Origin of the sequence: Streptomyces sp. SID1328 (genome assembly GCF_009865595.1) — a bacterium.
GTDB lineage: Bacteria > Actinomycetota > Actinomycetes > Streptomycetales > Streptomycetaceae > Streptomyces > Streptomyces griseoluteus.
This window is the reverse complement of the sequence record NZ_WWKH01000032.1, coordinates 1-379: the sequence shown is the minus strand read 5'-3', so window position 1 is coordinate 379 and position 379 is coordinate 1. Positions and strand designations below refer to the sequence as shown.

The following is a 379-nucleotide window of genomic DNA, read 5'->3' as shown; positions in this document are numbered from 1 at the left end:
ATGTAACCGGGCGTTTCCCTCACGCTATGACCACCGAAACCCTAATGGTTTCGAGCGAACAAGCACACTTTTTATTTGTGAGTTCGAGTTCAGCTCTGAACCGGCAACTGTTCGTTGCCTCAGAACTTACACAGTGGACGCGAGCAACTGAGGACAAGCCCTCGGTCTATTAGTACCAGTCAACTCCACCCGTTACCAGGCTTCCATATCTGGCCTATCAACCCAGTCGTCTACTGGGAGCCTTACCCTCTCAAGGAGGTGGGAATACTCATCTCGAAGCAGGCTTCCCGCTTAGATGCTTTCAGCGGTTATCCCTCCCGAACGTAGCCAACCAGCCATGCCCTTGGCAGGACAACTGGCACACCAGAGGTTCGTCCGT

The 379-nt window shown here is 53.3% G+C and carries 1 rRNA gene; it reads right to left on the bottom strand.

What is annotated here, in order from left to right:
- Positions 1-149: 149 nt before the first annotated feature.
- A 23S ribosomal RNA gene (locus tag GT030_RS00795) occupies positions 150-379 on the bottom strand; the annotation flags it as partial.